This is a genomic window from Salipiger sp. (assembly GCF_048261495.1).
Lineage (GTDB): Bacteria > Pseudomonadota > Alphaproteobacteria > Rhodobacterales > Rhodobacteraceae > Salipiger.
Genome location: NZ_JBLXFX010000001.1, coordinates 56,541 through 80,510, shown reverse-complemented (window position 1 = coordinate 80,510; position 23,970 = coordinate 56,541). Strand labels below are relative to the sequence as shown.

The following is a 23,970-nucleotide window of genomic DNA, read 5'->3' as shown; positions in this document are numbered from 1 at the left end:
GCGAACACAGTGTAATTCGCTTTGACGGCGGATTAGCGGCAACCGGCGACGATCCGTCACCGATCGCGCGGATTATCTCTCACTTCGGTCACTCTTGCACATTCCGCACGCACCCGCGAGGCGAGCCGGGCGGCGCGGAACAGAGGCCCGTCGCGGTCGCTGCGGCCCCAGAGGCCGCCGGTCTGTTCCCAGTACCCCTCGGGGCGGAAGTACACGCGATGGTAGAGCGCCGTCATCGAAAAGCGGTAGAGGCTGACGATATGGCCCGCCGCGGCAAGGCGCGCGGCCTCGGCGCGCAGGTGTCTGCGGTTCCACACGCGGCCGGACAGCACGCGGCGCGCTGCGCCAGGGCGGCCGGGGTAGGGCCGGAAGGCGGCCAGAGGCGCGCCGGGGCCGTCACCCGCCTCAACCTGTCGCGCGCTGCCCGCCGCAATCCCGAGGTCATATCCGGCGATCAGCCGCTGACGATCCTCCTTTCCCAGCCTGCCGCGCCGCTCGGCGCGCAGCAGCCGCGCAAGCTGCTCCTCCCGAAGCCTGTCCCGCGCGGCCTGCCGCCGGTTTTCCGGGCAGTGCTTGCGCAGGAAGACGGCGGTCGAGGCGCCGATCTCGGTCAGGTCGGTGGGGGTGCGGTCCGCGCGGCGCCGCGCGCTGGGGGCAAAGCCGTGATGGACCTGCGCCAGCGGGGCGATGGCCACCGCCAGACCGGCCGCGTGGCGCCGCAGGTCCAGGTCGGTGTCGTCGAGGTAGAACCGGAAGGCCGGATCGAACCCGCCGAGGGCGACGAGCGCCGACCGCCGCCAGGCCATGTTGGTGCCCTGAAGCTTGACCGCAGCCTCTCCTTCGGGGCGCAGGATCACCGGCGCGCTGCCGGAGACGGGCAGGTCGGAGTCCTCCAGCGCAGGGGTCACGACACGGCCGCGCCACTGGAAGTCGATGCCGTTGCGCCCGCGCACGAACCCGCCTGCCGCCGCGACTCCGGACGTTTCGAAAGGCGCGCAGAGGTGGGCGAGCCAGGTCGGTTCCGGCACGGCGTCATCGTCGAGAAAGGCCAGCACCTCTCCCGCCGCGTGGGCGATCCCGATGTTGCGCGCGGTCGAGATGTCGGCGCGGTCGAAGGGCAGGAGCCTGATGTACGCGGCGTCCGGTCGCCCGCGCACCGCGGCGCAGCCCGCGGGGCAGGCGACGACCACGATCTCGAAGGCCGGATGGTCCAGTTGCGACACCCCGGTCAGGCAGCGCGCCAGCATCTCCGGACGGCCCCGGCTGACGATGACGACGCTGACCGGAACCGCGTCCATGCGCGGATCAGGCGTCTTTCAGCGTGACGCTCGGCGCGTAGGCGATGAAGAACGGGTTGGCGAACTCGGCCTTGCCGTAGGCCAGCGGCGTGTGGTCGTCGAAGCGCACCACGCGGCCGCCCGCGCCCGACAGGACCGCGTGGCCCGCCGCCGTGTCCCATTCCATCGTGCGCCCGAGACGCGGGTAGAGGTCGGCCTCTCCCGTCGCGACAAGGCAGAACTTCAGCGACGAGCCGGCGCTCTTGGAATCCGCCACGGAATACTTGTTGATGTAATCGTCCGTCGCCTGGTCGCGGTGCGATTTCGATGCCACCACCATCAGCGCGGAATTGTCGGCCTCGGACACCTTCATCGGCTTCAGCTCGCCCGGTGTCTCCTTGTCGAAGGGGCCGATCTCCTCGACCGAGTGGCCGACGGCGTTGGTGTAGAACATCCGCTGGCGGGCGGGGGCATAGACCACGCCGCGCGTCGGCACGCCGTCTTCGACCAGCGCGATGTTGACGGTGAAGTCTCCGCGACGGTTGACGAATTCCTTCGTCCCGTCCAACGGGTCTACGATCAGGAAGGTCATCGCGTCGACGGTGTGGCTCGCGGTCTGTTCCTCGGTGACGAGCGGCATGTCGGGAAAGGCCTCGACCAGACCCGCGGAGATCAGCGCATCGGCGGCCTCGTCGGCCTCGGTCACGGGCGAGGAATCCGATTTCACCTTCACGGCGAAGTCTTCGGATTCGTAGATTTCCATGATCTTGTCGCCCGCTTCCAGCGCGAGCTTGCGGATGACACTGACGAGCGTTTCGTAATTCAAAGCCGGTCTCCTTGTCCGCCTGCGCGGATTTATTGATTTGAAAGCCTGTCCCCCTTATGCTGCCCGGAGGTCGGATGGGCAAGAAGACCCGTCGCCCGGCAGAGCGCATCGGAGCAGCAGGCACATGTTTCAGACGACGGCACCGCGGTCGCGGCTGGGTTCGGCGATCTACATCGCGGAACTGATCTACCACAATTCGGTGCGGGCGGTCCGCAAGACCCACGGCAATGCCTTCATGGCGCTGTTCATGAACATGCTCCAGACGATCATCTTCGTGCTGGCCTTCTACTTCATGTTCCAGATCCTCGGGATGCGCAGCACCGCGCTGCGCGGCGACTTCATGATCTACATCATGACCGGGGTCTTTCTCTACATGACCCATTCCAAGACGATGGGTGCGGTCGTCGGCTCCGAAGGGCCGGCCAGCCCGATGATGCAGCACGCGCCGATGAACACCGCCATCGCCATCGCCTCGGCCATGCTCAGCACGCTGTATATCCAGGTGATTTCGCTGATCTTCATCCTGTTCATCTATGACGTGGCGTTCAATCCCTTCGTCATGCAGGAAATCCACGACCCCATCGGCTGCATCGCGATGATCCTGCTGTCGTGGTTCTCCGGGGCGGCGATCGGCATGGTGTTCCTCGCCGCAAAGCCGTGGTTCCCGACCCCGGTCGGCATCGCGTCGACGATCTACCAGCGGGCCAACATGATCGCCTCGGGCAAGATGTTCGTGGCCAACACCCTGCCGACCTACATGATCGCCATGTTCGACTGGAATCCGCTGTTTCACACCATCGACCAGTCGCGCGGCTATGCCTTCGTCGATTACAACCCGCGCAATTCCAACTGGGAATATGCGCTGTACCTGTCACTGGTCCTGATCATGGTCGGGCTGATGGCGGAATTCTACACCCGCAAACACGCCTCGGCGAGCTGGAGCGCGCGGCGCTAGGCATTTCCGGCTTGGGTTGCGGACCCTGATCGGGGTATCCCTTGTGGTGCCCCGCTACCAGAAAGGACCGTCGCGATGATACGTCCCGCCCCCGTACCGGCCCTGTGCCTCGTCCTGAGCCTTTGCCTCGCCGCTCCGCTTGCCGCGCAAAACCTGCCGGCCCTCTACGACGTGTCGGGCGTGGCCGCCGACGACATGCTGAACGTCCGGGCCGGGCCCGACGCAGGCGCCGACCTCGTCGGCACGCTGGCCCACAATGCCACCGGGATCGAGGTCACGGCGGTGAACGAGGCGGGCACCTGGGGACGGGTGAACATCCGCGAAGGGGTCGGCTGGGCCGCCCTCGCCTACCTCCTGCCGCAGGAGGGGGGCGCGATGCCGGACGTGCCGATGGTGCAGTGCTTCGGAACGGAACCGTTCTGGCGATACGACGTGACCAGCCGGGGCGAGGCCGCCTGGTCCGCCATGGGCGAAGAGGAACTCGTGATGCGCGCCGATGCCTTCCGCCGCGCCGATGGCCGTTCCGAACCCTTCATCTCGGTCGCGAGGGGCGAGGATCAGCAGGGCGTGCTCATCATGCACCCGGACAGCGAATGTTCCGACGGCATGTCCGACGGGCTCTACGGGCTGAGCGCGGACATCGTGTTCACCGGGACGCTGGAACGGGCCGTGTCGGGGTGCTGCTCCATCGCGACGAAATGATCACGTCACGACCCGCAGCGTCAGGTTGATCCGCCCGCCCTGCGGCAGCAGGGTCGACGATCCGAACCGGATGCGGTCGACGCCGTGATGCTTCAGCCGCGCCTCGCCGGCCATCACCACCACGTCGCCCGAGGCCAGCCAGACCGATCCGGTCCGGCCGCCCCGCGTCTCGTTGCCCATGCGGAACAGCCCGTCATCCCCGAGCGAGACCGACACCACCGGGCAGGAGAAATCCGCCTCGTCCCTGTCCTGATGAAGGCCCATGCGGGCGCCCTCGCCGTACCAGTTGACGAGGCAGCATTCGGGTTCGCGCGGGCACTCCGCCACGTCGCGCCAGATCGCCAGCACCTCTTCCGGGATCGGCGGCCAGGGCATGCCGTCCGGGTGGCGGTCCTCGTAGCGGTAGCCGCGCCGGTCGGTGACCCAGCCGAACGCCCCGGCCGAGGACATGCGCACCGACATCGCCTGCCCGCGCGGCGTGACCGGCCGGTAGAGCGGCGCGGCGCGCAGCACCTCGCGCAGCCGCGCGACGATCGTCTCCTGTGCCGCGCGGTCGAGATAACCGGCGTGGATGCGGAATCCGCGTTCTTCGATGATCCGGGCCATGCTGCCTCCTCTCGGTCATTCCCTGCGCGAGTTCAAAGAAATTCGCCGCAAATGGGGGCAAGTCCCGCAATGCGACGCTTGCAGCGCGAAAACCCCCTCCTTATATACCCTCCGAACGCCGCGAGGCCCCGGCCGGACGGCATTTCAACCAGCGGGGCAGGATGCCGTAACGGGTCCGGACGCCTCGCGTCATCGCCTTGAATATGAAAGGGATCGAAACATGGCCAAAGTGATCGGTATCGACCTCGGCACAACCAACTCCTGCGTTGCCATCATGGACGGCAGCGCCGCCCGCGTCATCGAAAACTCCGAAGGCGCACGCACCACCCCCTCGATCGTCGCCTTCACCGACGACGAACGGCTCGTCGGCCAGCCCGCCAAGCGGCAGGCCGTGACCAACCCCGAAGCCACCATCTTTGCCGTCAAGCGTCTGATCGGCCGTCGCACCACCGACGCCGAAGTGACCAAGGACCAGAACATGGTCCCCTACAAGATCGTGGACGGCGGCAGCGGCGATGCATGGGTCGAAGCCAAGGGTCAGAAGTATTCCCCCTCCCAGATCTCTGCCGTCATCCTCGGCAAGATGAAGGAAACCGCCGAATCCTATCTCGGCGAGGAAGTGACGCAGGCCGTCATCACGGTTCCGGCGTATTTCAACGACGCCCAGCGTCAGGCCACCAAGGACGCCGGCAAGATCGCCGGTCTCGAAGTGCTGCGGATCATCAACGAACCGACCGCCGCCGCGCTGGCCTACGGCCTCGACAAGAAGGAATCGAAGACCATCGCCGTCTATGACCTCGGCGGCGGCACCTTCGACGTGACCATCCTGGAAATCGACGACGGCCTGTTCGAAGTGAAATCGACCAACGGGGACACCTTCCTCGGCGGCGAGGACTTCGACATGCGGATCGTCAACTATCTTGCCGACGAGTTCAAGAAAGAGCACGGCGTCGACCTGACCAAGGACAAGATGGCCCTTCAGCGCCTGAAGGAAGCCGCCGAGAAGGCCAAGATCGAACTGTCCTCCTCGTCCCAGACCGAGATCAACCAGCCGTTCATCTCGATGGGCTCGAACGGTCAGCCGCTGCACATGGTGATGAAGCTGACCCGCTCGAAGCTCGAGCAACTGGTCGGTGACCTCATCAAGCGCTCGATGGACCCCTGCAAGGCCGCGCTGAAGGATGCGGGTATCTCCAAGGACGAGATCGACGAAGTCGTTCTGGTCGGCGGCATGACCCGTATGCCGAAGGTGGTCGAAGAGGTGACGAAGTTCTTCGGCAAGGAGCCGAACAAGGGCGTGAACCCGGACGAAGTGGTCGCCATGGGCGCTGCCATCCAGGCCGGCGTTCTGCAGGGTGACGTCAAGGACGTGGTCCTGCTCGACGTGACGCCGCTGTCGCTCGGCATCGAGACGCTGGGTGGCGTGTTCACCCGCCTGATCGACCGCAACACCACGATCCCGACCAAGAAGTCGCAGATCTTCTCCACCGCCGAAGACCACCAGTCGGCCGTGACGATCCGCGTGTTCCAGGGCGAGCGCGAGATGGCGGCGGACAACAAGATCCTCGGCCAGTTCAACCTAGAGAACATCCCGCCGGCACCGCGCGGCATGCCCCAGATCGAAGTGACCTTCGACATCGACGCCAACGGCATCGTGTCGGTCGGCGCCAAGGACAAGGGCACCGGCAAGGAACAGCAGATCACCATCCAGGCCTCGGGCGGACTTTCCGACGACGAGATCGAAAAGATGGTCAAGGACGCCGAAGCCAACGCCGAGAAGGACAAGGAACGCCGCGAGCTCGTCGAAGCCCGCAACCAGGCGGAAAGCCTTGTGCACTCGACCGAGAAATCGGTGGAAGAGCATGGCGACAAGGTCGACCCCTCGACCGTCGAAGCGATCGAGCTGGCGATTGCCGCGCTCAAGGACGATCTCGAAAAGGACGATGTCAGCGCCGACAAGATCAAGGCCGGCATCCAGAACGTGACCGAAGTGGCCATGCGTCTGGGCGAGGCGATCTACAAGGCCCAGGCCGAATCGGGCGAATCGTCCGATGGCCCCGACATGGGCAAGTCCGACGGCGGAGATGACGACAACATCGTCGACGCCGATTTCGAGGATCTCGGCGACAACAAGCGGAGCTGATCAGCATAGCTCGGAACCAGGTGGGGCCGGTCCGGACGCCGGACCGGCCCTTGCCGTTCCGGCCAAGGAGGGCATGAATGTCCAAGCGTGACTATTACGATGTGCTCGGCGTGCAAAAGGGTGCCTCCGCGGACGAGATCAAGAAGGCCTATCGTCAGAGGGCCAAGGACTTTCATCCGGACCGCAACAAGGACAACCCTGAATCCGAAGCCAAGTTCAAGGAAGCCAACGAAGCTTACGAGATTCTGAAGGACGCCGAGAAGAAGGCGGCCTATGACCGCTATGGCCATGCGGCCTTCGAAGGCGGCATGGGCGGCGGCGGTCAGCGTCCCGGCGGACCCGGTTTCGGGCAGCAGGGCGATTTCGCCAGCGCCTTTTCCGACGTGTTCGACGATCTCTTCGGCGATTTCATGGGCGGCCGTCAGGGCGGGCGCCAGCGCGCCGCGCGTGGCGCCGACTTGCGCTACAACCTGCGCGTGACACTCGAAGAAGCCTATGGCGGCATGCAGAAGGCGATCAACGTTCCGACCTCGGTGCAATGCGGGGCCTGCAACGGGTCCGGCGCCGAAGGCGGGGCGGAGCCGACCACCTGTCCGACCTGTTCGGGCATGGGCAAGGTGCGCGCGACCCAGGGGTTCTTCACGGTCGAACGGACCTGTCCGACCTGTTCCGGCCTCGGCCAGATCATCAAGAATCCCTGCACCAAGTGTCAGGGAGCCGGGCGCGTCCAGAAGGAGCGGTCGCTGTCGGTCAACATCCCCGCCGGTGTCGAAACCGGCACCCGCATCCGGCTTGCCGGCGAGGGCGAGGCGGGAATGCGCGGCGGACCTCCGGGCGACCTCTACATCTTCATCGAGGTGAAGCCGCACGAGATCTTCGAGCGGGAGGGTGCCGAACTGCATTGTCGCGTGCCCGTGTCGATGACCGCCGCCGCGCTCGGTGGCGATATCGAGGTGCCGACGATCGACGGCGGCCGCAGCCGGGTCAAGATCCCCTCGGGAAGCCAGTCCGGTCGACAGATGCGTCTGCGCGGCAAGGGGATGCCGGCGCTACGGGGCGGCCCCGCGGGGGACATGTTCATCGAGCTTGCGGTGGAAACCCCGGTGAACCTGTCCTCGCGGCAAAAGGAACTGCTGCGCGAATTCGAAGAGCTGGGTGACAACAACAACCCGGAATCGCACAGCTTTTTCGCCTCGGTCAAGAACTTCTGGGACAGCATGAAGGGCTGACACCCACCCCGCGGACCCGCCCCGGCGGCGGGTTCGCGGGGGCATCCCGCCCGTCACGGGCGGCGTGGTTCGGCGTTCCGGCCCTTGCGAAATTAACCGTTCCATAACCATGCAGGCCCAATCTGCCCGCATGAAACGTGCACCTCACTTCTCAGAATCACAGGCCGCGCTCTTCGACATCGACGAGTCGCTGGCAGACACGCCTTCGAACGGGCGTGAGCAGCCATCCTACCTGCGCGATCATCGCGCACGGCTGCGCGAAAGGTTTATTGTCGGCGGGGCCGATGCCCTGCCCGATTACGAACTTCTGGAACTTGTCCTGTTCCGCGCGATCCCGCGCCAGGACGTGAAGCCGCTGGCGCGGCGGCTTCTGGAGACCTTCAGCGATTTCAACGGCGTGGTCTCGGCTCCCGCCTCCCGCCTCAGAGAGATCAAGGGCGCCGGGGAATCCGTCGTCATGGAGCTCAAGATCGTCGAGGCGGCCGCCCATCGCCTCGCCCGGTCGCGCGTTCTCAGGAAGCAGGTCGTCAGTTCCTGGGATGCCCTGCTGGAATATTGCCAGACCGCCATGGCCCACAAGGATATCGAGCAGTTCCGCATCCTGTTCCTCGACCGCAAGAACGTCATCATCGCGGACGAGGCGCAGGCGCGGGGCACGGTCGATCATGTGCCGGTCTACCCGCGCGAGGTGGTGAAGCGGGCGCTGGAACTCAACGCAAGCGCGTTGATCCTCGTTCACAACCACCCCTCCGGCGACCCGACCCCTAGTCAGGCCGACATCGACATGACCGCGCAGATCCAACTCGCCGCGGAGGCACTGGGCATCACCCTGCACGATCACCTCGTCATCGGGAAATCCCGCGAATTGTCGTTCCGTTCCAACGGGTTGCTCTAGCGCACCCAGACCTCGACGCGGCGGTTGACCTGCCGTCCCCAGACCGTGTCGTCGCAGGCCATGGGCATCGCCTCGCCGAAGGCGTCGATCTCCATCGCGACGCGGGCGAGGTCGGCCGCCTCGGCCGTCCGGATCACCGCATCGCGCACGCTCACCGCGCGCTTGCCGGCGATTTCGAGGTTGCCGGAGGCCGGTCCCTGCCCGTCGGAAAAGCCCACGAAGGTCAGGGTGCGACCGTCGTACTCTCCCGCTTCCAGGGCACGGGCCAGTTGCTGCACGTTCGAGCGGGACTGCGCGTCGAGCCGCGCGGATCCCGGTTCGAACCGGAAGGAGGTCGACAGACGCCGCATCGGTGACAGCACCGCCACCATGCGCTTGAGATCGGCCAGCCCGGCCTCTCCCTCGGCCACGGCGACGGCATTGGCAAGGCGGTCGCCCTGGCTGGCAAGGCTGATCTCCTCCGGTGCCTGGTCCACGAAACCGGCGCGGCGGATGACGATCTGTGCGGGCGGGCTGCGGGTGAAGGCGAGGAATTCGCGCGCGAGCTGCGGCAGGCGGCGGGCGGGCAGGTACAGGAACATCGGCGCGGTGAGGGGGTAATCCTCGGTCTTGATGGCTGCCCGCGTGCCGCGCAGCTGGAACCCGCAGGCACCGCTCAGCACCACCGGCTTGGCGGTGCCCAGCTCGGAATAGCTTGCGAGGCCGATCCCCAGCGGGTCCTTTCCCACCGCCTCGGCCAGCGCCGCATTGCTGTCGTGGCGGATGCTGTCGGCGCGCAGGGTCAGGCGGGAATTGCGCTGGAGCCGGTCGCCGATGCCCTGCGTCAGCCCCGATCCGTCATCCCTGAGGTGCAGCACGATGGGCGCGTCCGGCCCGCCTAGGTCCTGCCAGTTGTCCAGCGTCCCGGCCAGCACCCTCGCAAGGTCGCCCAGCGAAACCGCGGCGATCGGGTTGTTGCCGGACACCACCGGCACCAGCGCATCGAGCGCCAGAACGCGGCTGCGGTTCGGGTCGCCCAGATCGCCCAGCCCGGCCTCGCGGGCGCGGGTCAGCTCTTCGGGCCGGATTTCGCGCAGGGCCATGACGATATCCGCATCGTCCGCCAGCAGATCGGCAAAACCTTCGTCTGTGTTGGTGACATGCACGTCGAAGCGCCCGATCACGCGCTCCTCTTCCGGGTCGGCCACCTCGTAGCGGAAATGCTGCGGATCGACCACGATGCGCTCGGCCTTGAGACCGTTGCGCAGGGCAAAGGCTTCGACCAGCGCAGGCATGAGCACCTGCCCCATGGTGGCCGAGCCGGAGATCCGCATTTCGGCCACGAAATCGGTGAGCGACGGGCAGCCCGGCCCGTCGCAGAGCACGCCCGAACCGTCGACGGTCAGCTCTCCGTAGCGGGTCGAGACGCGGTAGAATTCTCCGTCGAAGCCGAGCAGGGTGCCGGTGAGTTCGATTCCGCCGTCGCGGGAGGTCAGCGTGACGTCCTGCGCCAACGCCGCCCTGCCGATCGCAAAGAAAAGTGCGGCGAGAACCGCCGCACGAAACATTTGCATGAAAGACCTCTGATCGCCCCAATCACCTTGCGGCGATTGTCAGGTCTCCGATCAGGTTTTTCAACAGCAGAAAGTCCCCGACGCTGTCGCAGTCCGGCATTTCCAGTGTCAGGTCGCGCACCCGCAGCGATTCGGCTGCGTTGAGTTCGAGGGTCTGGGCCTCGACCCGGGTGTTGCAGTTGGTGGCGGTCACCTCGGCCTCGACGCTCATCGCGATCTCGCCGCTGCGGCGGGCGGTGCCGGCGGGAAAGCTGTAGACGTCGGCCACCAGCGCATCGGGGACATCCTCGTTGCCGAGATGGATCAGGAAGCCGCCTTCGCCGGTCGCGGCACGGGCGGTGTCGCCCCCAGCGGCGGACCAGATGTGGCCCTCCGTGAAATAGGCCGAGCCGTATTCCCGCGCGTGCAGTTGCAGGCCGCTCCGGCCTTTCCACTGAAGCACGATGCGATCGTAGAAGGGCAGGGAGGGCACCTCGGCGCTGGCGGTCGCGCCGTCGCCGTTGTCGAAGGCGACGATGAACAGCGCATGTTCGGACAGCGCGGGCACCTTGAGGTTCAGCGTGCCGTCCGGTTGCAGCGTCTGGGTGAACATGAGGCCGTGGTGATGCACGGTCAGCCGCTCGGAGGCATAGCAGGGCGCGGCGACGGTCAGATCGACGAGGGCGCCGGCATTCGGCCGGGCCTCGACGGTGACGCCGCAATCGAAACCGGCGGCGGCGCTTTCCTTCGGCATCGCGCCGGTTGACGGCATCGCGCCATCGGCGGCGACCAGGTCGACCCTGGCGCCCGGCAGGAAGGCGACGGCCGCCTCGGCGGGCAGGCGGGGCATCCGCGAGGGTGCGACGGAGGAGGTGTCGGTGATGCTCGCGACCTCGACCTCGGCGGGGTCAGCCAGACGGGCGGTGTTGTCCGCGTTCCCGTCCATGTGCTGCATCACGAATCCTATGGCCAGCGCGGCAAGTATTGTCGCTGCGGCGAGTAGATAAGTCTTGAGACGTGCCATTCCCGTACCCCGTCAGATGCCTGATCAGGAAACAATCTGTCCCTCAAAAGGGGCGGGGGTGCGGCACAAGCGGGGAGTCATTCGGGCGGTTCCGGCGGATTGTGCGCGCCGGAACCGCCCTGAAATGGTCAGGCGAGCCTGCCGTGGCAGTGCTTGAACTTGCGGCCGGAGCCGCAGGGGCAGACATCGTTGCGCGCCGGATTGCCCCAGGTGGTGGGGTCGGTTTCGTCGAATCCGGCAACAACCGGCTCGGCGGGGGCGGCGGCGGGCTGGTCGGCCATCGCGCCGCGCGCCTCTTCGGCGGCATCGACCGATGCATCGACCTGGCGGCGCAGCTGCAATTGCTGGTCGGCGACCTGTTGCATCATCGCCTGCTGTTCCTCGCGCGTCATCGGACGGACGCGGGACAGTTGTTCTGTCACCTGCTCGCGCAGCGAATCGAGCATCGATTCGAACAGCTGGAACGCCTCTGTCTTGTATTCGTTCAGCGGATCGCGCTGCGCATAGCCGCGGAACCCGACGACCGAGCGCAGATGTTCGAGCGTCAGAAGGTGTTCGCGCCACTTGCCGTCGATGGTCTGAAGCAGCACCTGCTTCTCGATCTGGCGCATGGTTTCGGGCCCGAAGGCTTCGGCCTTCTTCGTCATGAACTCCTCGGCGGCCGCTTCCAGCCGTTCGCGGATCACCTCGGCGTCGACGCCTTCCTCCTCACCCCAGGCCATGACGGGCACGTCGATCCCGAGCTTCTCGATGCAGGCGGCATAGAGACCCTCGGTGTTCCACTGGTCGTGGTAGGTCTTGGGCGGGATGTAGGTGTCGACCAGCTCGGCGATCACCTCTTCGCGCATGTCGTCGGTGATCTCGGAGAGATCCTCCGTCTCCATGATCTCGCGACGCTGGCCGAAGATCACCTTCCGCTGGTCGTTCATCACGTCGTCGAACTTGAGAAGCTGCTTGCGGATGTCGAAGTTGCGCCCCTCGACCTTGGCCTGCGCGCGCTCCAGCGACTTGTTCACCCAGGGGTGGATGATCGCCTCGCCCTCTTTCATGCCGAGCTTGGACAGCACCCGGTCGAGCCGCTCGGACCCGAAGATCCGCATCAGGTCGTCTTCGAGCGACAGGAAGAAGGACGACCGCCCCGGGTCGCCCTGACGGCCCGAACGGCCGCGCAGCTGGTTGTCGATGCGGCGGCTCTCGTGACGCTCCGTGGCCAGCACGAACAGCCCGCCCGCCGCCTTGACGGCTTCCTCGGACGAGACATGCTCGGCCTCGATCCTCTGGCGGATCTCCTCGGGGTCGGCATCGGGGGCGGCGGCGATGGCTTCCATGATCTGGAAATCCAGATTGCCGCCCAGTTTGATGTCGGTGCCGCGACCGGCCATGTTGGTGGCGATGGTGATCGCCCCCAGCTTGCCCGCATCGGCGACGATCTGCGCCTCCTGCTCGTGCTGGCGCGCGTTCAGGACGTTGTGCGGAAGGTCCGCCTGCGTCAGGAGCTGCGACAGCATCTCGGATTTCTCGATCGAGGTGGTGCCGACGAGGACTGGCGTACCCTTGGCATGGGCGGCCCTGATCTCCTCGACGATGGCGGCGTATTTCTCCTGCGCGGTACGATAGACCTTGTCGTCCTCGTCGATCCGCGCGATCGGCCGGTTGGTCGGAACCTCGACCACGCCGAGTCCGTAAATCTCGGCGAATTCCTCGGCCTCGGTCAGCGCCGTGCCGGTCATCCCGCCCAGCTTGTCATAAAGCCGGAAGTAGTTCTGGAAGGTCACCTGCGCGAGGGTCACGTTCTCGGGCTGGATGCTGCAGCCTTCCTTGGCCTCGATGGCCTGGTGCAGGCCCTCGGACAGGCGGCGGCCCAGCATCATGCGCCCGGTGAATTCGTCGATCAGCACCACCTGCCCGTCACGGACGATGTAATCCTTGTCGCGGGTGTAGAGCTTGTGCGCCCGCAGACCCTGGTTGACGTGGTGCACGATGGTGGTGCTTTCGGGATCGTAGAGCGATTGCCCCTCCGGCAGCACGCCGCGCTGAAGCAGCATCTGTTCCAGCGCCTCGTTGCCGTCGTCGGTGAAGGTGACGTTGCGCGTCTTCTCGTCGATCTTGTAGGCATCCTCGGCCAGTTCCGGGATCAGCCGGTCGATCGACATGTAAAGCTCGGAGCGGTCCTGCGACGGTCCGGAGATGATGAGCGGCGTGCGCGCCTCGTCGATGAGGATCGAGTCGACCTCGTCCACCACCGCGAAGAAATGGTCGCGCTGCATCATCTGGCCCAGCTCGGACTTCATGTTGTCGCGCAGGTAGTCGAAGCCAAGCTCGTTGTTGGTCGCATAGGTGATGTCGCAGGCATAGGCCGCGCGCTTCTCCGCCTCGTCCTGGTGCGGGTAGACCACGCCGGTGGTCATCCCCAGCGCGCCGTAGACCTTCGACATCCATTCGGCGTCGCGCTTGGCGAGGTAGTCGTTCACCGTGACGATGTGCACGCCCTTGCCGGTCAGCGCGTTGAGATAGGCCGGGAAGGTGGCGACGAGCGTCTTGCCCTCGCCGGTCTTCATCTCCGAGATATTGCCCTGGTGCAGAAAGATCCCGCCCATCAGCTGCACGTCGAAGGCCCGCAGCCCCAGCGCCCGCTTGGCACCCTCGCGGCAGTTGGCAAAGGCCTCGGGGAGGATGTGGTCGAGGCTCTCGCCGTCGGCGATCCGCTTGCGGAAGGACTCCGTCCGGGCGATCAGCCCCGCGTCGTCCAGCGCCTCGAACTCGGGCTCCAGCGCGTTTATCTTCTCGACCAGCGGGCGTGTCGCCTTGATCTTGCGGTCGTTCGGCGTTCCGAACACCTTCCGGGCGATTTTTCCGATCAACATCCCTGCTCGTCCTGTCTGACAGTTTCGTGTTCTGCGCGCGGCATCCGCTTGCCCGCCTCGCACGCAGCCCATATGAAACACGGGAACGACCGGCCTTGCAGAGCCACTGCGCCATGTAAGACTAGGGCCGATGGGTGTCAACGTCGCCAGCCACTGGCGGCAATCAGGAAGGACCAGACGATGTCGAAAACCCTCATGAAACTGTCCGCGGCCGCGCTCGCGCTTTCTTTCGCGCTGCCCGTGCAGGCAGAGGAGCTGACCGCCGATTCCGTGGTGGCGACCGTCAACGGCAAGGAAATCACGCTCGGCCACATGCTCGCCGTGCGGTCGAATCTGCCCGAGCAGTACCAGCAGCTCGGCGACGACGTGCTCTGGGACGGCATTCTCGACCAGATCGTGCAGCAGCAGGTCCTGGCGACCGACGACCGCGCCAACGAGACCAAGCGCGTGACCATCGCGCTCGACAACGAAAAGCGCGCCCTGCTCGCGGCCGAGGTCGTCGCCTCCGTCGCCAAGGAGGCGCTGACCGACGATGCCGTGCAGGCCGCCTATGACGCGGAATATGCCAATGCCGAGCTCGGCAAGGAATTCAACGCCTCCCACATCCTGGTCGAGACCGAGGAAGAGGCGAAGGCGATCGCCGAGGAACTGAAGGGCGGCGCCGATTTCGCCACCCTCGCCAAGTCCAGGTCCACCGGCCCCTCCGGCCCCAACGGCGGCGATCTCGGCTGGTTCGGTCCGGGCATGATGGTCGAGCCCTTCCAGGTGGCCGTCGAAGGCATGGAGCCCGGCGCGATCTCCGACCCGGTGCAGACCCAGTTCGGCTGGCACGTCATCAAGCTGAACGAGACCCGCAACATGGAGGCTCCGGCCCTCGACGAGGTCCGCGATCAGCTCGAGCTCACCGTGCAGCAGGAGGCCGTGAAGGCCTATATCGAGGGCAAGATGGCCTCCGCCGAGGTCACCCGCACCGACAAGGCCGACGTCGACACCTCGGCCCTCTCGAATATCGACCTGCTGGGGGAATAAATGGCCAAGATCACCTCCGTCTCGCCGCTGGCGCCGAAATCCTTTCCCTCCCTCCCGGTGATCCGGGGGGTCCGGTTCGCCTCGGTCGCGGCCGGGGTGCGATACGCCGGGCGGACGGATGTGATGCTGGCCTTGCTGGCGCCCGGCAGCACCATGGCGGGCGTCTTCACCCGCTCGCTGACCCGCTCGGCCAACGTGTTGGACTGCCAGGCGAAAATCGGCGCCGACTCCGATCTCGGCGCCGCGATCATCGTGAACTCCGGCAATTCCAACGCCTTCACGGGCAAGGCCGGCGACGGCTCCGTCCAGGCGATCTGCGATGCCGTGGCCGCGGCCACCGGCCTGCCGGCCTCGCGCGTCTTCACCAGCTCCACCGGGGTCATCGGCGAACGGCTGCCCCATGACCGGATCGTCGCCAGGGTTGGCGACCTGGTGGCCGCGCTGGACGAGGGCAAGGGCGAAGAGGCCGCCCGCGCCATCATGACCACCGACACCTTCCCCAAGGGCGCCACGGCCACCGTCGCCCTGCCCGGCGGCGAGGTGACGATCGCCGGTTTCGCCAAGGGCTCCGGCATGATCGCCCCCGACATGGCGACGATGCTGGTCTATGTCTTCACCGACGCCGCGGTCGCGCAGGCGGACCTGCAGCTGATGGTCGGCGCGATCAACGACCGCAGCTTCAACTGCATCACCGTCGACAGCGACACCTCCACCTCCGACACCCTGCTGATGGGCGCCACGGGTGCGTCCGGCGTCATCGTGACCCCGCAGGACACCGCCTTCGTTCAGGCCCTCGAGGAGGTCTTCCTCGATCTCGCCCACCAGGTCGTCAAGGATGGCGAAGGCGCCACCAAGTTCGTCACCGTCCGCGTCACGGGCGCCGCCTCCGACGGCGATGCCCGCACCCATGCGCTGGCCATCGCGAACTCCCCGCTGGTCAAGACCGCCATCGCCGGCGAGGACCCGAACTGGGGCCGCATCGTCATGGCCATCGGCAAATCCGGCGCCGCCGCCGACCGCGACAGCCTCACCATCCGCTTCGGCGACGTGCTGGTCGCGGAAAACGGCTGGGTCTCGCCCGACTACAAGGAGGCCGACGGCGCCGCCCTGATGAAACGGCCCGAGATCGACATCTCCGTCGACATCGGCCTGGGACAGGGCAAGGCCACGGTCTGGACCTGCGACCTCACCCACGGCTACATCTCGATCAACGCCGATTACAGGTCCTGACACCGGCCCTTCTTCTGGCCTGAAATATCCCGGGGGTGCAGGGGGCAGCGCCCCCGCCTCCGGCCTCTCCGAAGGAACCGCCGCATGAAGATTGTCCTGGTTTCCGCCGTTGCCCTCATCGACGTCGATGGCCGCATCCTGCTGGCGCAGCGGCCCGAGGGAAAATCCCTCGCCGGTCTCTGGGAGTTTCCCGGCGGCAAGGTCGAGGACGGCGAAAGCCCCGAAGAGGCGCTGATCCGGGAATTGCACGAGGAACTCGGCATCGACACCTGGTCGAGCTGCCTCGCGCCGCTCACCTTCGCCTCGCATCGCTACGACAGCTTTCACCTGCTGATGCCGCTCTTTGCCTGCCGGAAGTGGAACGGCACGCCGCGCCCGAAAGAGGGCCAGACCCTGTCCTGGGTGCGGGCCAAGGACCTGCGCGATTACCCGATGCCCCCCGCGGATATCCCCCTGATCCCGATCCTGCGCGACTGGTTGTGACGATTCGGGATTGTCCAGAAGTTTCTGCAACGCAGCAGGGCATATACTAAAGTTTGAGCGTAAATGCCCAAAAGTTACACATAATTACCCAAGATTGTTCTGGTTTTATTAACGATTCCGACGTATTCATTTTCTTGTCACACACTCGAAAAAGAGGACACGAAATGCTGCGTACGATCATTCTTGGCAGTTGCGTTTCGGTTCAGGGCATTCTCGAAAAGAAACTGCCCGACGGCCGCATTGCTGTCCGGGTGGGTACTCAGGTGTTTACCGGCACTCCGGTCGCTGCCTGAGCGGTCCCATCGCTCGAATATGAAGTCGGTACTACGGACAAACCCGGGCCTCGTGCCCGGGTTTGTCCGTTTCGGGGCCTGCCTGGACCGCTCCCGCCACCTTCGCCAGTCGGGACATGAAAAAAGCGGCGCGAAGATCGCGCCGCTTTCCTGTTTGCAAGCCTGGTGGGATCAGAGCGAACGCTCGATCTCCTCCCGCTCGAAGATCTCGATGACATCGCCGGGGCGGACATCATCGTAATTCTCGAAGGCCATGCCGCATTCCTGGCCCGAATGCACTTCGGAAACTTCGTCCTTGAAGCGCTTCAGGGTCTTCAGCGTGCCTTCGTGGATTACCACGTCGTCACGCAGCAGGCGCACACCGGCCGAGCGGCGTGCTACCCCTTCGGTGACCAGGCAGCCTGCGACCTTGCCCACATTGGAGACCTTGAAGACCTCCTTGATGTTGGCATAGCCGATGAAGTTCTCGCGGATCTCGTTGGACAGCAGGCCCGAGGCCGCCGCCTTCACGTCGTCGACGAGGTCGTAGATCACCGAGTAGTAGCGGATCTCCACACCCTTCTGGTTCGCGGCATTCCGCGCCGGGGCGTTGGCCCGGACGTTGAAGCCGATGACCGGAGCGCCCGATGCCTCGGCCAGGCCGATGTCGGTTTCCGTGATCGCGCCCACACCGTAGTGCAGCACGCGCACGCGCACCTCGTCGTTGCCGATCTTCTCCATCGCCTGAACGATGGCTTCGGCAGAGCCCTGCACGTCGGCCTTGACCAGGATAGGCAGCTCGGAGACGCTCTCGTCGTCCTTGGCCTTCTGCATGAGCTGTTCCAGCGTGGTGGCAGCTCCGGCAGCGGCGCGCTTCTCCTTGGTGACGTTGGCACGGTATTCCGCGATCTCGCGGGCCTGCGCCTCGGTCTCGGTGACGTTGAGAACGTCCCCGGCCTCGGGCGTGCCGTTGAGGCCGAGCACCTCGACCGGAACCGACGGACCGGCCTCGGAGACGCGCTCGCCCTTGTCGTTGATGAGCGCGCGGACCTTGCCGTACTGCTCGCCCACGACAAAGATGTCGCCCTGCTTCAGCGTGCCGTTCTGGATCAGGACGGTCGCCACGGGGCCGCGGCCCACGTCGAGCTGCGCCTCGATCACCGCGCCCTGTGCGGCGCGATCCGGGTTGGCCTTGAGTTCGAGCAGTTCCGCCTGAAGCGCGATGGCTTCCAGCAGGTTGTCGAGCCCCTTGCCGGTCTTGGCCGACACTTCCACGTCCTGCACGTCGCCGGACATCTGTTCCACCACGACTTCGTGCTGGAGCAGGTCGGTGCGCACCTTGGTCGGGTTCGCCTCGTGCTTGTCGACCTTGTTGATCGCGACGATCATCGGGACCTTGGCGGCCTTGGCGTGATTGATCGCCTCGATCGTCTGCGGCATCACGGCGTCATCCGCAGCCACCACCAGCACGACGATATCCGTCACCTGAGCCCCGCGCGAACGCATCGAGGTAAAGGCGGCGTGGCCCGGCGTGTCGAGGAAGGTCAGCACGTCGCCGCCCTTGGTCGTCACCTGGTAGGCACCGATATGCTGGGTGATCCCGCCGGCTTCGCCGGAGGTCACGCTGGTGTCGCGGATCGCGTCGAGCAGCGAGGTCTTGCCGTGGTCGACGTGGCCCATGATCGTGATGACCGGCGGGCGGTTCTGCAGATCCTCGGGCTTGTCGTCGACGGTCTTGATGACGTCCTCGACGTCGGCATCGGACACGCGGGTCACCCGGTGGCCGAATTCCTCGATGATGAGTTCCGCGGTATCGGCGTCGATCGACTGGTTCTGCGTCGCCATGATGCCGTTCTGCATCAGCGACTTGACCACGTCCGCCACGCGTTCGGCCATGCGGTTGGCCAGTTCGGCCACCGTGATCGCCTCGGGCAGCTGCACGTCGCGCACCACCTTCTCGCGGGACTGGGCGCCGCCCATGGCCTTCTGACGCGCACGCTCCTGCTTGCGCTTCATCGCCGCCATGGATTTCTGACGTCCGCCTTCGCCACCGAGCGCCTGGTTCAGCGTCAGCTTGCCGGCACGGCGGCCGCCGTCGTCGCGGCTCTTGTTGCTGCGACCGCGCTCTTCGCGCTCGCGCTCGGCCTTGCGCTGCTGCTGCGGCGCGCCGGGACGGTCGGCCGGACCACCGGGAGCGGACGCGGGACGCGCCGCCGCGGGGGCCGCATCGGCCTTGGGAGCGGGCGCCTTCGCGGCATCCTCGGCACGCTTCGCGGCCTCGGCGGCTTCGAGAGCGCGCTGCTTTTCCTCTTCCGCCTTCAGGCGGGCCTTTTCCTCGGCCTCGCGCTGTTCGCGTTCCTTCTGTTCCTTTTCGGCGCGCATGCGCTCGCGCTCTTCGGCGCGGGCCTTTTCCTCGGCCTCGCGTTGCGCGGTTTCCTCGACCTCACGTGCCTTGGCAGCCTGAAGCGCCTTCAGGCGGCGCTCCATCTCGGCATCGGTGATGCCCGCCGGGCGCCGGCCCGAACCTGCCTGTGCGACACCGCCCGCGCCGGAGCCCTTGCCCCCGCCCGCGGCGGCCGGCTTCGGCACCACAACGCGCTTGCGCTTGGTTTCCACCACGACGTTCTTGGTGCGTCCATGGCTGAAGCTCTGCTTCACGTTCCCCGAACGGGGACCGCCGCCGCGCAAACCCAAAGTCTTCTTGCCGTCGTTATCGCTCATTCAGCTTCTCTTGTCCTTTCCGGCGGCCCTTGCCGCCTTCGACAGCCCCTGCTGTCGATGCCGCGCCGGTCAGTTCGACGCGCAGGCCCTTCAATCTTTGGGCTTCCTCTACAACACGTTTGGTGAGTCCACCAGCGCCAAGCGCCGCATGTATCACCTTTTCCCGGCCAAAGGCCAGACCCAGTTCCTCGGCCGTCAACCAACCGATATAGTTCCCGCCATAGGGCGTGGAAAGCTTGGACTTCCCGCGCTCCGATCCGTTCTCGGCCTGGATCAGCACGCGCGCATCCTCGCGGCCCAGCCAATCCTTGACCTTTTCGTACCCGGCAACCGCCGCGCCCGACTTCCGCGCGAGGCTGATGAGTTCGATCACCCTCCGGACCAGCATCTGCTCCATGAGGGCGGGCAGATCGTCGGGGACGGTGACCGGCGCCTTGGCGGCGCGGGCAAACAACCCCTTCTTCGCGGCCTTGTCCAGCGCCGCGCGGGTCGAGGAGACCCAGATCCCCCGGCCCGGCAATTTCTCGGCCAGGTCCGGAGCGACCTGGTTTTCCGGCCCCACGACAAAGCGGATGAGGCCGGACTTCGGCTGCGTCTCGCCCGTGGCGATGCACTTGCGCTCGGACTCTTCCGAACGATCCTTGTCCCGACCTCCCCGGCTCATGCGTCTCAGGCCTCCTCGGTCTCGGAGGGCTCTTCGCCATCCTCGTCTTCGGCATCCGCTTCGGTCGGATCGACCCAGCCCAGCATGACGCGGGCGGTCATCACCATGTTCTGCGCTTCCGCGAGATCGACCGAGAAGGGTTCCAGCAGGCCGTCGTCCTTGACCCGCTCGCCGTTGACCGAAGTCCAGCCGCCGGCAAGTTCCCAGTCGGCGCAGGTGGCGAAATCCTCGAGCGTCTTGATGCCGTCCTTCGCCAGTGCTTCCACCATCTGGGGTGTCAGGCCCTCGAATTCAATGAGGCTGTCCTCGGCACCCAGTTCGCGGGCATTGGCCAGCGCGGCGGCTGCCTGCGCTTCCAGATGTTCGCGGGCGCGGGTCTGAAGCTCGAGCGCGGTGCTCTCGTCGACGCCGTCGATGACCAGCAGTTCGTCCTGATCCACATAGGCCACCTCCTCGAGGTTGGTGAACCCTTCCGAGACCAGCAGCTGCGCGAAGAATTCGTCGAGGTCCAGCGTGTCCATGAACAGCTGGGTGCGCTCTTCGAATTCCTTCTGGCGACGCTTGGAATCCTCTTCCTCGGTCATGATGTCGATGTCGAGCCCGGTAAGCTGCGACGCCAGGCGTACGTTCTGGCCGCGACGGCCGATGGCGAGGCTGAGCTGCTCGTCCGGCACCACGACCTCGATCCGCTCGGCATCCTCGTCCAGAACCACCTTCGAGACCTCGGCGGGCTGAAGCGCGTTCACCAGGAATGTCGGAATGTCCTCGTTCCACGGGATGATGTCGATCTTTTCGCCCTGAAGCTCGTTCACCACGGCCTGCACGCGAGAGCCGCGCATACCGACGCAGGCGCCCACGGGGTCGATGGAGCCATCATAGGAGATGACGGCGATCTTGGCGCGCGAACCGGGGTCACGGGCGACGGCCTTGATCTCGATGATGCCGTCATAGATTTCCGGCACTTCCATCTTGAACAGCTCGGCCATGAACTGCGGATCGGTGCGCGACAGGAAGATCTGCGGCCCGCGCGCTTCGCGTCGCACGTCCTTGATGTAGCAGCGGATGCGGTCGCCGGGGCGATAGCTCTCGCGGCCGATCTTCTCGTTGCGGCGCAGGATCGCCTCGCCGCGGCCCACGTCGACGATGACGTTGCCGTATTCCTCGCGCTTGACCTGACCGTTGATGATCGTGCCGTTGCGGTCCTTGAATTCCTCGAACTGGCGATCCCGCTCGGCTTCGCGCACCTTCTGCAGGATCACCTGCTTGGCGGATTGCGCGGCGATGCGGCCCAGATCCACCGGCGGAACCTCTTCCACGTAGGTGTCGCCGACCTTGGGATCGGCCATGTACTGCTTGGCCTGCTGAACGGTGAACTCCGCCTGGTAGTTCTCCAGCTCCTCGTCCTCGACCACGGTGCGCACGCGGGTGAACTGCGCGCGGCCGGTCTTGCGGTCGATCTTCACGCGGATGTCCATCTCCGAGCCGTAGCGGCTCTTGGCGGCGCGGGCGAGGCTCTCTTCCATCGCTTCGATGACCAGAACCGGGTCGATCATCTTCTCGCGAGCAACCGCCTCGGCGGTCTGCAGAAGCTCAAGCTGGTTGGCAGAGGTGATTGCCATGGGGTCTTACTCCTCCTGAGCGGCCGCGTCGTCGGCCTGGATTTCGTCGAATTTGCTTTCGTCCACGTCCTGCGCCTTGCGGGCGCGGAGCATGTCGCGGATGAGGTCGTCGGTCAGAATCAGCTTGGCGTCGGACAGCCAGTCGAATTGCAGCCCGATGGTCTGCGTCTCGCCGCCCTCGTCGATGTTGAACAGCACCTCGCTGCCCTCGACACCGGCCAGGATGCCGCGCCAGCGCTTGCGGCCGTCGATCATGTCGTGGGTTTCCAGCTTGACGTCATAGCCTTCGAAGGTCTCGAAATCCTTGAGGCGCGTCAGCGGGCGGTCGATGCCGGGGCTGGAGACTTCCAGCGTATAGGCGTCGAGGATCGGGTCCTCGACGTCGAGAATGGCGGAAATTGCGGTCGAGATCTCGGCGCATTCGTCCACTTCGATGCCGCCGTCGGGACGTTCGGCCATCACCTGGAGGGTCGAGGTCTTGCCGCTCATCAGCCGGATGCGCACGAGTTCGAAACCCATGTCCTCGAGGACGGGGGTGATGATCTCGGCGACTCGCCGGTCCATGGCGGATTTTGCGATCATGTCGGTCATGCCGGTCGGGGCCTTTCGGGCACAAAAAAACGGGCGCGCGGCCCGTTGAAATTCCCGGTGGTGCTCTGGAACAAGTCCAACGCGCCGCTGTTGAAGGGCATATACGCGGCGCGATCCGGTTCTGCAAGGGGATTCGGGCGCGCCCCGTCGGGCCCCCGGATCGACCGGATCAGGCGCCCTCCGCGCCCGGGCCGGACCTGCTCGCCGAGCAGAATTGCGAAAGCCGCCGCGCCATCCCCGAGCGCCCGCAAACCGTCACGCCGCCGTTCCGGCGAAATCCCGTCCCTCCCGCCGGCCCTGAAACGCCTGCGTAGATGCCTGTCGTTGCCGTGTCGTCCACGCAGGGGATGTCCTCCGGTCCCGTCGGCGCGAACCACCGTCCGTCTTGCCTGCGGAAAGGGTCGACCCTTCCCCCGGCCGTGGCCGTCGGGAACGATGCCTTGAAGGGCGGTTGTCGTGTGGTCCTCCGCTTCCCCCGGCCGCGCGCTGTCGGCGTCAGACGGGGCCGCGGGGGCGTCGGACAGTCTCAGCGGGCCGTCGCGAAATATTCCTGCAGGCTGTCGGCGATCAGGGCCGGGGTTTCCGGCCAGTCGATGAAGGAGGCCAGCACCGGTCCCGCAAACCTCGCGCCTTCCAGCGCGTCCGGGACGTCGTCCAGCATATGCCCGGAATTCAACGCGAAAAACGGCAGGCAGATGGATTGCGCCGGGCCCTGCGCGGCCTCCGCCAGGAACGGCGCCTGCTCGACGAACCCGCAGCGCGTGGTGGCAAAGCCGAGCCGGGCCCGCATCGCGTCGGCAAAGGCATGGGCGCTGTCGGCGCTGGTCCGCGACACCGCGCTGCCATGCGCCGCAACCAGCAGCGACGTCTCCGCCGCCGTCCAACCCTGCTCCGCAAGAACTTGCCGCAATTTGTCCGCGGCGCACGCGACCAGCGCCGGTTCCACGCCGAAGGGGGCCATGACCTCCAGCCCCCGTGCCTTGGCGCGTTCCGCCAGCACCTTGCCGGTGAACCAGCCGCGCGCCATGAAATACGGGTAGAGCAGGGGGGTGCCCAGCGTTTCGACCATGGCGTCGAACCGGCCCTCCGCCGCCAGCGTCACCCCTCCGATGCGGCGCCCCCCGGCCAATGCCCCGACCCGATCGGCAAGGTCGCGCAGCGCAATTTCTTGCGACTCCGGATCCGAAGGGCTGCCGTGGGCGACGATCAGCACCGGAGTGTCGTCATCGCGTGTTCTGCTCATCGCCTCTTCTCCCGTCGCCTCGTCCCGGCGGTTCCGCGCCGGTGTCGAAGGGCGAGATAGGCCGC

The 23,970-nt window shown here is 66.0% G+C and carries 20 protein-coding genes; 9 read left to right on the top strand and 11 right to left on the bottom strand.

All coding sequences use genetic code 11. The annotated features are described in order from the left end of the window. Positions 1-56: 56 nt before the first annotated feature. Together ACN0RJ_RS00370 and cysQ are read right to left on the bottom strand one after the other, a co-directional pair. The gene (locus ACN0RJ_RS00370) at positions 57-1,298 is read right to left on the bottom strand and encodes a glycosyltransferase family 2 protein (RefSeq protein WP_417723050.1); all 1,242 of its coding nucleotides are present in this window, start codon (positions 1,296-1,298) and stop codon (positions 57-59) included. A 7-nt stretch (positions 1,299-1,305) separates the two neighbouring features. After that, positions 1,306-2,103 (bottom strand): 3'(2'),5'-bisphosphate nucleotidase CysQ, encoded by a 798-nt coding sequence (gene cysQ, locus ACN0RJ_RS00365; RefSeq protein WP_417723049.1) that lies wholly within the window; start codon positions 2,101-2,103, stop codon positions 1,306-1,308. Positions 2,104-2,227: 124 nt separating this feature from the next. On the opposite strand from cysQ, the gene ACN0RJ_RS00360 reads away from it, so the two are divergent. Next, entirely contained in the window at positions 2,228-3,058 is an 831-nt protein-coding gene (locus ACN0RJ_RS00360) for an ABC transporter permease (RefSeq protein ID WP_417720573.1), read from the top strand. 75 nt (positions 3,059-3,133) lie between these two features. Then, on the top strand, positions 3,134-3,760 hold the full coding sequence (locus ACN0RJ_RS00355; RefSeq protein ID WP_417723048.1) for a COG3650 family protein: 627 nt from the start codon (positions 3,134-3,136) through the stop codon (positions 3,758-3,760). Here the strand turns inward: ACN0RJ_RS00355 and ACN0RJ_RS00350 are convergent, their stop codons facing one another. Next, the gene (locus ACN0RJ_RS00350) at positions 3,761-4,366 is read right to left on the bottom strand and encodes an alpha-ketoglutarate-dependent dioxygenase AlkB family protein (protein WP_417723047.1); all 606 of its coding nucleotides are present in this window, start codon (positions 4,364-4,366) and stop codon (positions 3,761-3,763) included. A 220-nt stretch (positions 4,367-4,586) separates the two neighbouring features. Here ACN0RJ_RS00350 and dnaK point away from each other — a divergent pair, with 220 nt between their 5' ends. The 3 genes from dnaK to radC all read left to right on the top strand — a co-directional run bounded on the left by dnaK (position 4,587) and on the right by radC (position 8,633). Next, positions 4,587-6,509: a molecular chaperone DnaK gene (gene dnaK / locus ACN0RJ_RS00345; protein ID WP_417720570.1), complete on the top strand. Its 1,923-nt coding sequence runs from the start codon at positions 4,587-4,589 to the stop codon at positions 6,507-6,509. Positions 6,510-6,586: 77 nt separating this feature from the next. Then, positions 6,587-7,738: a molecular chaperone DnaJ gene (gene dnaJ, locus ACN0RJ_RS00340; protein WP_417720569.1), complete on the top strand. Its 1,152-nt coding sequence runs from the start codon at positions 6,587-6,589 to the stop codon at positions 7,736-7,738. 130 nt (positions 7,739-7,868) lie between these two features. Continuing rightward, positions 7,869-8,633: a RadC family protein gene (radC, locus tag ACN0RJ_RS00335; RefSeq protein WP_417723046.1), complete on the top strand. Its 765-nt coding sequence runs from the start codon at positions 7,869-7,871 to the stop codon at positions 8,631-8,633. Here radC and ACN0RJ_RS00330 read toward each other — a convergent pair. The 3 genes from ACN0RJ_RS00330 to secA all read right to left on the bottom strand — a co-directional run bounded on the left by ACN0RJ_RS00330 (position 8,630) and on the right by secA (position 14,053). Then, the gene (locus tag ACN0RJ_RS00330; RefSeq protein WP_417723045.1) at positions 8,630-10,186 is read right to left on the bottom strand and encodes a substrate-binding domain-containing protein; all 1,557 of its coding nucleotides are present in this window, start codon (positions 10,184-10,186) and stop codon (positions 8,630-8,632) included. The two genes, radC and ACN0RJ_RS00330, sit on opposite strands and share 4 nt — an antisense overlap. A gap of 22 nt (positions 10,187-10,208) precedes the next feature. Continuing rightward, entirely contained in the window at positions 10,209-11,189 is a 981-nt protein-coding gene (locus ACN0RJ_RS00325) for a translocase (RefSeq protein WP_417723044.1), read from the bottom strand. 128 nt (positions 11,190-11,317) lie between these two features. After that, positions 11,318-14,053 carry a preprotein translocase subunit SecA gene (secA, locus tag ACN0RJ_RS00320; protein ID WP_417723043.1) on the bottom strand — a complete coding sequence of 912 codons (2,736 nt, stop codon included), beginning with the start codon at positions 14,051-14,053 and terminating at the stop codon, positions 11,318-11,320. A gap of 180 nt (positions 14,054-14,233) precedes the next feature. Here secA and ACN0RJ_RS00315 point away from each other — a divergent pair, with 180 nt between their 5' ends. From ACN0RJ_RS00315 to ACN0RJ_RS00300, 4 genes are all read left to right on the top strand, one after another. Then, positions 14,234-15,082 (top strand): peptidylprolyl isomerase, encoded by an 849-nt coding sequence (locus tag ACN0RJ_RS00315; protein WP_417720564.1) that lies wholly within the window; start codon positions 14,234-14,236, stop codon positions 15,080-15,082. Further along, positions 15,083-16,312: a bifunctional glutamate N-acetyltransferase/amino-acid acetyltransferase ArgJ gene (gene argJ / locus ACN0RJ_RS00310; RefSeq protein WP_417723042.1), complete on the top strand. Its 1,230-nt coding sequence runs from the start codon at positions 15,083-15,085 to the stop codon at positions 16,310-16,312. 84 nt (positions 16,313-16,396) lie between these two features. Further along, positions 16,397-16,795: a (deoxy)nucleoside triphosphate pyrophosphohydrolase gene (locus tag ACN0RJ_RS00305; RefSeq protein ID WP_417720562.1), complete on the top strand. Its 399-nt coding sequence runs from the start codon at positions 16,397-16,399 to the stop codon at positions 16,793-16,795. A 164-nt stretch (positions 16,796-16,959) separates the two neighbouring features. Continuing rightward, entirely contained in the window at positions 16,960-17,088 is a 129-nt protein-coding gene (locus ACN0RJ_RS00300) for a hypothetical protein (protein ID WP_417720561.1), read from the top strand. Positions 17,089-17,259: 171 nt separating this feature from the next. On the opposite strand, the gene infB is transcribed toward ACN0RJ_RS00300, so the two are convergent. The 5 genes from infB to ACN0RJ_RS00275 form a co-directional block, all read right to left on the bottom strand. After that, complete coding sequence (gene infB, locus ACN0RJ_RS00295) at positions 17,260-19,788, bottom strand: translation initiation factor IF-2 (protein ID WP_417720560.1); 2,529 nt, start codon at positions 19,786-19,788, stop codon at positions 17,260-17,262. Beyond that, complete coding sequence (locus ACN0RJ_RS00290; RefSeq protein ID WP_417720559.1) at positions 19,778-20,452, bottom strand: RNA-binding protein; 675 nt, start codon at positions 20,450-20,452, stop codon at positions 19,778-19,780. Before ACN0RJ_RS00290 ends, infB begins: the two co-directional genes overlap by 11 nt. Before the next feature lie 5 nt (positions 20,453-20,457). Further along, positions 20,458-22,071, bottom strand: a complete 1,614-nt coding sequence (gene nusA / locus ACN0RJ_RS00285) for a transcription termination factor NusA (RefSeq protein WP_417720558.1) — start codon at positions 22,069-22,071, stop codon at positions 20,458-20,460. A 6-nt stretch (positions 22,072-22,077) separates the two neighbouring features. After that, positions 22,078-22,662: a ribosome maturation factor RimP gene (gene rimP, locus ACN0RJ_RS00280; RefSeq protein WP_417720557.1), complete on the bottom strand. Its 585-nt coding sequence runs from the start codon at positions 22,660-22,662 to the stop codon at positions 22,078-22,080. Between the two features lie 526 nt (positions 22,663-23,188). After that, entirely contained in the window at positions 23,189-23,905 is a 717-nt protein-coding gene (locus ACN0RJ_RS00275; RefSeq protein ID WP_417723041.1) for a sirohydrochlorin chelatase, read from the bottom strand. Positions 23,906-23,970 lie beyond the last annotated feature (65 nt).

Coding starts and splice junctions, on each gene's coding strand:
- ACN0RJ_RS00330 (WP_417723045.1), bottom strand. CDS start 10,186: ATGCAAATGTTTCGTGCGGCGGTTCTCGCCGCACTTTTCTTTGCGATC.
- argJ (WP_417723042.1), top strand. CDS start 15,083: ATGGCCAAGATCACCTCCGTCTCGCCGCTGGCGCCGAAATCCTTTCCC.
- nusA (WP_417720558.1), bottom strand. CDS start 22,071: ATGGCAATCACCTCTGCCAACCAGCTTGAGCTTCTGCAGACCGCCGAG.
- secA (WP_417723043.1), bottom strand. CDS start 14,053: ATGTTGATCGGAAAAATCGCCCGGAAGGTGTTCGGAACGCCGAACGAC.
- infB (WP_417720560.1), bottom strand. CDS start 19,788: ATGAGCGATAACGACGGCAAGAAGACTTTGGGTTTGCGCGGCGGCGGT.
- ACN0RJ_RS00275 (WP_417723041.1), bottom strand. CDS start 23,905: ATGAGCAGAACACGCGATGACGACACTCCGGTGCTGATCGTCGCCCAC.
- ACN0RJ_RS00370 (WP_417723050.1), bottom strand. CDS start 1,298: ATGGACGCGGTTCCGGTCAGCGTCGTCATCGTCAGCCGGGGCCGTCCG.
- ACN0RJ_RS00355 (WP_417723048.1), top strand. CDS start 3,134: ATGATACGTCCCGCCCCCGTACCGGCCCTGTGCCTCGTCCTGAGCCTT.
- rimP (WP_417720557.1), bottom strand. CDS start 22,662: ATGACCGACATGATCGCAAAATCCGCCATGGACCGGCGAGTCGCCGAG.
- ACN0RJ_RS00290 (WP_417720559.1), bottom strand. CDS start 20,452: ATGAGCCGGGGAGGTCGGGACAAGGATCGTTCGGAAGAGTCCGAGCGC.
- ACN0RJ_RS00350 (WP_417723047.1), bottom strand. CDS start 4,366: ATGGCCCGGATCATCGAAGAACGCGGATTCCGCATCCACGCCGGTTAT.
- radC (WP_417723046.1), top strand. CDS start 7,869: ATGAAACGTGCACCTCACTTCTCAGAATCACAGGCCGCGCTCTTCGAC.
- ACN0RJ_RS00325 (WP_417723044.1), bottom strand. CDS start 11,189: ATGGCACGTCTCAAGACTTATCTACTCGCCGCAGCGACAATACTTGCC.
- ACN0RJ_RS00315 (WP_417720564.1), top strand. CDS start 14,234: ATGTCGAAAACCCTCATGAAACTGTCCGCGGCCGCGCTCGCGCTTTCT.
- ACN0RJ_RS00305 (WP_417720562.1), top strand. CDS start 16,397: ATGAAGATTGTCCTGGTTTCCGCCGTTGCCCTCATCGACGTCGATGGC.
- ACN0RJ_RS00360 (WP_417720573.1), top strand. CDS start 2,228: ATGTTTCAGACGACGGCACCGCGGTCGCGGCTGGGTTCGGCGATCTAC.
- ACN0RJ_RS00300 (WP_417720561.1), top strand. CDS start 16,960: ATGCTGCGTACGATCATTCTTGGCAGTTGCGTTTCGGTTCAGGGCATT.
- dnaK (WP_417720570.1), top strand. CDS start 4,587: ATGGCCAAAGTGATCGGTATCGACCTCGGCACAACCAACTCCTGCGTT.
- dnaJ (WP_417720569.1), top strand. CDS start 6,587: ATGTCCAAGCGTGACTATTACGATGTGCTCGGCGTGCAAAAGGGTGCC.